This is a genomic window from Kribbella sp. NPDC055071, from assembly GCF_053608045.1.
Window position 1 is genome coordinate 92,467 of sequence record NZ_JBSGUS010000005.1, and the last position, 6,301, is coordinate 98,767.

Below are 6,301 nucleotides of genomic sequence, written 5' to 3' on the forward strand. Positions count from 1 at the left end.
GGTTCAGTCTTTTCGCTGGACAACGGGAAACGAACGAGGCGAGAGGCGCGGACGTGGCGGCACCGCAGAACTACCTGGCACTCATCAAGGTCGTCGGCATCGGCGGGGGCGGCGTGAACGCCGTCAACCGGATGATCGAGCACGGTCTGAAGGGCGTTGAGTTCATCGCCATCAACACCGACGCGCAAGCGCTGTTGATGAGCGACGCGGACGTCAAGCTCGACATCGGCCGGGAGGAGACGCGCGGCCTCGGCGCCGGCGCGAACCCGGCGATCGGGCAGAAGGCCGCCGAGGACCACTCCGAGGAGATCGAGGAGGCGCTGAAGGGCGCCGACATGGTCTTCGTCACCGCCGGTGAGGGCGGCGGCACCGGGACCGGCGGCGCGCCCGTGGTCTCCCGGATCGCCCGCTCGCTCGGCGCGCTGACCATCGGTGTGGTGACTCGGCCGTTCTCGTTCGAGGGGAAGCGCCGTGCGACCCAGGCCGAGGACGGCATCGCCGCGCTCCGCGAAGAGGTCGACACGCTGATCGTCATCCCGAACGATCGCCTGCTCACGATCTCCGACCGCGCCGTCTCCGTGCTGGACGCCTTCAAGCAGGCCGACCAGGTGCTGCTGCAAGGTGTCTCCGGCATCACCGACCTGATCACGACGCCCGGCCTGATCAACGTCGACTTCGCCGACGTCAAGGCGGTCATGTCGAATGCCGGCTCCGCGCTGATGGGCATCGGTTCGTCGCGCGGTGAGGACCGTGCGGTCGCGGCGGCCGAGGCGGCCATCTCCTCACCGTTGCTGGAGGCAAGCATCGAGGGCGCGCACGGCGTACTGCTCTCGATCGCCGGTGGCTCGGACCTGGGGCTGTTCGAGATCAACGAGGCGGCCCAGCTGGTTTCGGAGTCCGCCCACACCGACGCGAACATCATCTTCGGCGCGGTCATCGACGACGCGCTCGGCGACGAGGTCCGCGTCACCGTGATCGCGGCGGGCTTCGACGGCGGGATGCCGAAGCGCCGCGAGCAGGCGATGAGCCAGGCCCGCCCGCAGTCGTCCCGTCCGGAGTCGCAGTCCTACTCGGCCCCGATGTCGTCGACCCCGGCCCAGCCTCAAACGCAGCCGCAAGCGCAGCCTCAGGCGCCTGCTCAGCAGGCAGCGCCGCCGCCGGTGCCGGGTCAGCCCGGCACGACGGGACAGTCAGGCCCTGGCCCTGCCGTCCAACCGCCGACCCCGGCGCCCACTCAGTCGCCTGCGCAGGCGACTGGACAGCCGACGAATCCGCCGTCGCCGACCGACGACACGATTCCGGTGCCGGCCCCGACCGAGCCGCGCCCGGGCGTGGGCACAACCCACTCGGCCCGCCCGCAGGCCGGCGAACCGGTGCGGACACCGCAGCCGACCAGCCAGCCGCCGGCCCCGCGCACCTCGGCGCCGACCCAGCACTCCTGGCCCACCAACGGCCCGTCGACCTCGCCGTCGACCCCACCCCCGTCACAGCCGGCGCCGCAGCGTCAGCCCCGCAAGCCCGAGAACGACGACGACGATCTCGACATCCCCGACTTCCTCAAATGAGACACAGCGCGACGTAGGAAATTCGAGGGACGTCCGGCGCCGGCGGTGCTTCACTGACCGCCATGCGTACAGACGAGATCGCCGCAGTCATCGACCAGGTCGCCACCCTGGTCCGGACCCACTACGTGTTCCCCGAGGTCGGCGCGGAGGTTGCCGACCGGCTGACCGCGGCCGGGTCCGAGGGCCGGTACGACGACCTCACCGAGCCCGAGGCGTTGGCCGAACGCGTGACCGCCGACCTCCAGGTCGGTAACGAGGACAAGCACCTTCGCCTGCTGTTCCACGTCGACGAGTTGTTCGACGACGACGAGGACCCGGTCGCCGAAGAGGCTGCCTGGGTACGGCGGGTCGAGCTGAACGCGGCCGGGATGGCGCGAGCGGAGCGACTGGCCGGGAACATCGGCGTACTCGAGATCCGGCCGACACTCTTCGAGCCGAAATACGCGGCGGCCGCGCTGTCCGGTGCGATGGCGATGCTGTGGGCGACCGACGCGTTGCTGCTGGATCTGCGCGGCTGCCGTGGTGGCTCGCCCGACATGGTCGCGCTCGTGTGCAGCTACCTGTTCGAGGACGAACCGGTTCACCTGAACGACCTGGTCACGCCGTCCGCCGGATCGGTTCGCCAGTACTGGACTGTGCCGCAGCTGGTCGGGCCACGGTTCGGTGGCAGCAAGCCGATCTGGGTGCTGACCTCGTCGACCACCTTCTCGGCGGCCGAGGAGTTGACCTACAACCTCCAGCAACTCGGCCGTGCCGTCGTTGTCGGCGAACGCACCCGCGGTGGCGCGCACCCGCGCGAAGGATTCACCGTCCACCCCCACCTCGAAGCCACTGTCCCGATCGCGCGGGCGGTCAATCCGGTGTCCGGGACGAACTGGGAAGGCGCTGGGATCACGCCTGATCTCGAGGTGCCGGCCGACGCGGCGTTCGCACTGGCCCTCGGTCATGCGCTTGATCACGTGATCTCCCGGCAGGACGGCGAAGGCCGCCGCGAGGTCACCGAGGAGGCGCGGGCAGCGATCGCCGAGCTGCGGACGACTCCAGCTGTTGAGCCGGTCACTGCCTGAGTGGTCCTGGCTGGATAGCCTTCAGGTGTGTTCGGTTACGACGAGGTTCTCGACAACGTCCGCTTCGCGTTCACCGATCGCTTCGGCGGAGCGAGTCAACCGCCGTACGGCGAGTTCAACCTCGGCGGCACCGGCGAGGAGCCGGAGCGGATCCTCGCCAACTATCGGCAGGTTGCGGACGCCTTCGGAGTCGGGCCCGACGCGGTGATCCGCGTCGGTCAGGTCCACGGCCGCGACGTGCACGTAGTCGGCCCCGATGACGCCGTCCCGTTCGTCCCCCAACCGGTGGCGGATGCGCAGGTCACCACCCGCACCGACGTCGTGCTCGCGGTGCGAGCCGCCGACTGTCTGCCGGTCTTGCTGGCCGACTCCGGCAACCGCGTCGTCGGGGCCGCGCACTCCGGACGACGTGGCCTGTACGCCGGCGTCGTCCCCGCGACTGTGGCAGCGATGCGGGAGCTCGGCGCGCAGCGGATCACCGCCGTGCTCGGACCGTACGCATGTGGGAAGTGTTACGAGGTGCCCGCCGAGATGCGGGCGGAGGTCGCCGAGCGGGTGCCGGCGTCGTACGCCGAGACGAGCTGGGGTACACCGTCGATCGATGTCGCGGCCGGAGTGCGTTCCCAGCTCGACGACCTGGACGTCGAGATCGTCGACGCGACCGCGTGCACGATCGAATCGGCGAACCTGTACTCGTACCGGCGCGAAGGCCCGGTGAGCGGGCGAATGGCCGGGCTGATCCGGTTGCTGCCACGATGAGCCGCGCGGACGAGCTCCGGGTCAACCTCGAGCAGACCCAGGAACGGATCGAGAAGGCCTGTCAGGCGGCCGGGAGGGCGCCGGAGGAGGTCACCCTCGTGGCGATCACCAAAACCTTCCCAGTCAGCGACGTGCGGACGCTGGCAGGCCTCGGCGTCCGCGACGTCGGCGAGAATCGCGAGCAGGAGCTCAAGGAGAAGGCGCCGGAGTGCCCTGACCTCACCTGGCACTTCGTCGGCCAGCTCCAGTCGAAGAAGGCTCGATCGGTCGTGCGGTCGGCGTCGGTCGTGCACTCGGTCGACCGTTCGTCGCTCGTCTCCGCGCTGTCCAAGGCCGCGGTGGCCGAGGAGAAGACCCTGCGGTGTCTGCTGCAGGTGAGCTTGGCGTCGTACGGAACGGCGGATGCCGCGACCGGCGTCGCCCGTGGTGGTGTCGAGCCGGACGCCGTACTGGAGCTCGCCGCCGAGGTCGCAGCGGCCGAAGCGCTCGAGCTCGGGGGAGTGATGGCGGTCGCGCCGCTGGGATCGGACCCCGATGAGGCGTTCGCGGCACTTCTGGAGGTAGCGTCGCGGCTACGCACCGAACACGCCGGCGCCGATTGGATCTCGGCCGGGATGACCGGCGATCTGGAGGCGGCGATCAGGCACGGAGCGACACACGTGCGGCTCGGGCGCGCCTTACTCGGTACGCGTCCTTCACTCGGTTAGTGTCGACATCGAGCAGGTTTTGCTTCCTGCTCACCGTTGTCGTACGAGACCGGGATCGAGGGGCTGGAGGGCCATGAGCGGCGCGTTGCGCAAGATGGGTGTCTACCTCGGCTTGGTCGAGGACGGGGAGCGCTACAACGCCCGGTACGACGACGAGTACGACGACTACGACGAGTACGAGGACGAAGCCGTCGACGGGGAGTCCCACGAGGCCGAGCCGGTGCCTGCCGGCCGGGAGAGCCGCGAGACCCGAGACTCCCGCGACACGCGCGACGGTCGCGAGTCCCGCGACAGCCGCGACCCGCGGGACGACCAGGGCGGCACGGTCAGCAAGTTCCCAGAGCGACGTGGCGTCGTACCGTCCCCGGAGGTTACCGAGTTGGCCCGCATCACCACCGTGCACCCGCGCAGCTACAACGAGGCGCGAGTCATCGGTGAGCACTTCCGCGACGGCACGCCCGTCATCATGAACCTGACCGAGATGGACCACGCGGACGCCAAGCGGCTGGTGGATTTCGCCGCCGGGCTGATCTTCTGCTGCCGTGGCTCGATCGAGCGGATCACCACCAAGGTGTTCCTGGTCTGCCCGCCCAACGTCACGGTCGCCGCCGAGGAGAAGGAGAAGATCGCCGCGGACGGGTTCTACAACCAGAGCTGACGCTCCGGTGTGGTTCCGGGCCTTCCGCCGTCTTCTACACTCATGGAGACATGGTTGCTCTAGAGATCGTCCTCAGCATTCTCAGCTGGGTGCTGCTCGCCTTCTTCCTGGTGCTGGTGGCGAGGTTCGTGCTCAGTCTGATCGTCATGTTCGCGCCCCAGTGGCACCCGAAAGGGCCGCTGCTGCTCTTCTTCGAGCTGATCTACTCGATCACCGATCCCATCCTGCGGCCGCTGCGCCGGATCCTGCCCCCGATCGGGGCCGGCGGCGTGCGGATCGACCTGTCCATGCTGATGCTCTTCGTCATCGTGTCGGTGGCGATGTCCATCAACTCGACGGCGCTGCGCTCGCTGTGATCCTGCTGACCTGCTCCGCGTGATCCAGTAGGGGCAGGAACCGTTGCCAGCGCAGCAGTCCGAGGGTGAGGGCGGCGGCAACGGGGTAGGTAGAGTCTCGACAACGGGGCCGATGCGTGACCGGCGTACTGCCGGGCATCCGACGTTATCGCCCGCCCGGATTCCGTTAGAACACAACGAAGCGATAACGTGATCTACTGAGTCGCCGAGGTTTGCGCCACGGGGACTCCGCCAAGACACAGACAAACGAGGTGAAAGATGCCGCTGACGCCGGATGACGTCCGCTCGAAGCAATTCACGCCCGTCCGACTACGGGAGGGCTACGACGTCACAGAGGTCGACTCCTTCTTGGACGAGGTCGAGGCCGAGCTCGAGCGGCTTCTCGCCGAGAACGAGGAGCTGCGGGCCAAGCTCGCGGCGGCCCAGCGCGCCGGAGCGGGACAGGAGCGGCCGGTCGACCAGACCGCCGCGCTGCCGCCGGTCGTGCAGCAGCCGAAGCCCCCGGTCGTGGTCGAGAAGCCCAAGGAGGAGCCGCCGGTCGTGATGCCGGTGGTTGCGGCCCCGGGTGCTGCTGCTGCGGCAGGGACCGTCGGGGACGCCTCCAGCTCGGCCGTGCGGCTGCTGGAGATGGCCACCAAGCACTCCGACGACCTGGTCCAGGAGGCGAAGGACACCGCCGACAAGATCATCGGCGAGGCTCGCGCCAAGGCCGAGCGCCTGGAGAACGAGGCGCGTGGCAAGGCCGACCGGATGACCGGCGAGGCTCGCGCCCGCGCCGAGAAGCTGGACGGCGAGATCGCTGAGCGTCGCGCTCAGATGCTCGGCACCCTGGAGAAGCAGAAGGGCCAGCTGGAGCGCACGATCGACGACCTGCACGCCTACGAGCGCGAGTACCGCAGCCGCCTGAAGACGTACTTCACCGAGCAGCTCAAGGCGCTCGGGAACGGCGACGACACGCTCAGCCCGCGCAACGGCTTCCGCCCGGAGGCGCGCGCGCAGGCTCACGGTCACGGCGTGTAAACACTCGGCGGGGTTTGACCCCTGCGAAGGGGCGGTGCTTTCCGGCAGCACCGCCTCTTCGTCATGTCCGGACCCTTTTGACACACGGTCCCAATCCGGGCAACGGCTTCCGCCCGGAGGCGCGCGCGCAGGCTCACGGTCACGGCGTGTAAACACTCGGCGGGGTTTC

The 6,301-nt window shown here is 69.1% G+C and carries 7 protein-coding genes; all 7 read left to right on the top strand.

Annotated features, from left to right (window positions below; all coding sequences use genetic code 11):
• Positions 1-53 precede the first annotated feature (53 nt).
• The 7 genes from ftsZ (at position 54) to ACWF4Z_RS10815 (ending at position 6,132) form a co-directional block, all read left to right on the top strand.
• Positions 54-1,565 carry a cell division protein FtsZ gene (gene ftsZ / locus ACWF4Z_RS10785; protein ID WP_452242763.1) on the top strand — a complete coding sequence of 504 codons (1,512 nt, stop codon included), beginning with the start codon at positions 54-56 and terminating at the stop codon, positions 1,563-1,565.
• Positions 1,566-1,627: 62 nt separating this feature from the next.
• Complete coding sequence (locus ACWF4Z_RS10790; protein WP_452242764.1) at positions 1,628-2,632, top strand: S41 family peptidase; 1,005 nt, start codon at positions 1,628-1,630, stop codon at positions 2,630-2,632.
• Between the two features lie 27 nt (positions 2,633-2,659).
• Positions 2,660-3,391, top strand: coding sequence for a peptidoglycan editing factor PgeF (pgeF, locus tag ACWF4Z_RS10795; RefSeq protein ID WP_452242765.1), 732 nt, complete (start codon positions 2,660-2,662; stop codon positions 3,389-3,391).
• The gene (locus ACWF4Z_RS10800) at positions 3,388-4,098 is read left to right on the top strand and encodes a YggS family pyridoxal phosphate-dependent enzyme (protein WP_452242766.1); all 711 of its coding nucleotides are present in this window, start codon (positions 3,388-3,390) and stop codon (positions 4,096-4,098) included. The genes pgeF and ACWF4Z_RS10800 overlap by 4 nt, the downstream gene beginning before the upstream one ends.
• A gap of 73 nt (positions 4,099-4,171) precedes the next feature.
• Positions 4,172-4,756 carry a cell division protein SepF gene (locus ACWF4Z_RS10805; RefSeq protein ID WP_452242767.1) on the top strand — a complete coding sequence of 195 codons (585 nt, stop codon included), beginning with the start codon at positions 4,172-4,174 and terminating at the stop codon, positions 4,754-4,756.
• A gap of 50 nt (positions 4,757-4,806) precedes the next feature.
• Positions 4,807-5,112, top strand: a complete 306-nt coding sequence (locus ACWF4Z_RS10810) for a YggT family protein (protein WP_452242768.1) — start codon at positions 4,807-4,809, stop codon at positions 5,110-5,112.
• Between the two features lie 258 nt (positions 5,113-5,370).
• The gene (locus ACWF4Z_RS10815; RefSeq protein WP_452242769.1) at positions 5,371-6,132 is read left to right on the top strand and encodes a DivIVA domain-containing protein; all 762 of its coding nucleotides are present in this window, start codon (positions 5,371-5,373) and stop codon (positions 6,130-6,132) included.
• The last annotated feature ends 169 nt before the right edge of the window (positions 6,133-6,301 follow it).

What these genes read in the sequence shown, in the direction of transcription:
- ACWF4Z_RS10790 (WP_452242764.1), top strand. Translation starts at nt 1,628, where the DNA reads ATGCGTACAGACGAGATCGCCGCAGTCATCGACCAGGTCGCCACCCTG.
- ACWF4Z_RS10800 (WP_452242766.1), top strand. Translation starts at nt 3,388, where the DNA reads ATGAGCCGCGCGGACGAGCTCCGGGTCAACCTCGAGCAGACCCAGGAA.
- ACWF4Z_RS10805 (WP_452242767.1), top strand. Translation starts at nt 4,172, where the DNA reads ATGAGCGGCGCGTTGCGCAAGATGGGTGTCTACCTCGGCTTGGTCGAG.
- ACWF4Z_RS10810 (WP_452242768.1), top strand. Translation starts at nt 4,807, where the DNA reads ATGGTTGCTCTAGAGATCGTCCTCAGCATTCTCAGCTGGGTGCTGCTC.
- ACWF4Z_RS10815 (WP_452242769.1), top strand. Translation starts at nt 5,371, where the DNA reads ATGCCGCTGACGCCGGATGACGTCCGCTCGAAGCAATTCACGCCCGTC.